General features: G+C 76.7%; 1 protein-coding gene. It reads left to right on the top strand.

Annotated features, from left to right (window positions below):
• Positions 1–21: 21 nt before the first annotated feature.
• Positions 22–1,063, top strand: a 1,042-nt coding sequence (locus PPSIR1_RS41395) for a beta-ketoacyl reductase (RefSeq protein WP_006977323.1), incomplete at its 3' end; no start/stop codon positions are given.

The raw sequence follows: 1,063 nt of genomic DNA, 5'->3' as shown, positions 1-1,063 counted from the left end.
GGAGGCCACACCGCGCGGTGGTTGGCCCGAGAAGGCATCCAGCGCCTCGTCCTGACCAGCCGCCGCGGACCGGGGGCCCCCGGCGCGGCCGAGCTGGAGGCCGAGCTCGTCGCCCTGGGCCCGAGCGTCGAGCTCGTCGCCTGCGACGTCGCCGACCCCGAGGCCCTCGGCGCCCTGCTCGATCGCCTGCGCCGAGAGGGCCCGCCCTTGCGCGCGGTGTTCCACTCCGCCGGCCTCGTCGACGACGAGCTCATCGCCAGGCTCGACCCCGAGCAGCTCCGCGGCCCCAGCCTGCCCAAGGTCGGCCCGGCGTGGCAGCTCCACGCCGCGACCCGGGACCTCGAGCTCGACGCCTTCGTGCTCTACTCGTCCGCCGCCGGGACCCTCGCGCAGATCGGCCAGGCCAACTACGCGGCCGCCAACGCCTACCTGGACGCGCTGTGTCAGCTCCGCCGCGAGGCCGGCCTGCCCGGGCTGTCGATGGCCTGGGGGCTGTGGGCCGGGCCCAGCATGGCCACCTCCGTGCGCGCGCAGCTCGAGTCGCAGGGCGTGTCGGCGATGGAGCCCGCCCCGGCCATCGCCGGCCTGCGCCGCGCCGTCGCCCTCGGCGACGCCCACGTGGTGCTCGGCGCCTTCGACTGGGCCAAGGTCCGCTTCGGCGGGCGCGGGCAGCTCCTGGCCATCCTCCAGAGCGAAGGCGTCGAGGCCGAGGAGGCGGCGGCGGACTCGAGCTTCGACCTCGACGCCCTCCCGCGCGGCGAGCGGGGCCCGGCCATCCAGGCCTTCGTGCTCGACGCCGTCGCCCGGACCCTCCGCCTGAGCCCCGAGGAGGCCGACCCCAAGCGCTCGCTGACCGCCCTCGGCCTCGACTCCATGACCTCCGTCGAGCTCCGCGACGAGCTGCGCGAGCGCGGCGCCTTCGAGGTCCGCCTCGCCGACCTGCTCCGGGGGGTCAGCGTCGCCGAGCTCAGCGAGCAGCTGCTCGCCGCCTACGAGGGCGAGCTCGACGGAGACGAGGTCTCCGAGGCCCCCGCCAGCCCCTGGCTGTGGTGTCCGGCGCCGC

Source organism: Plesiocystis pacifica SIR-1 (assembly GCF_000170895.1).
GTDB classification, from domain to species: Bacteria; Myxococcota_A; Polyangia; order Nannocystales; family Nannocystaceae; genus Plesiocystis; species Plesiocystis pacifica.
The sequence above is the reverse complement of the archived record's forward strand: the minus strand, read 5'-3'. Positions and strand labels throughout refer to the sequence as shown.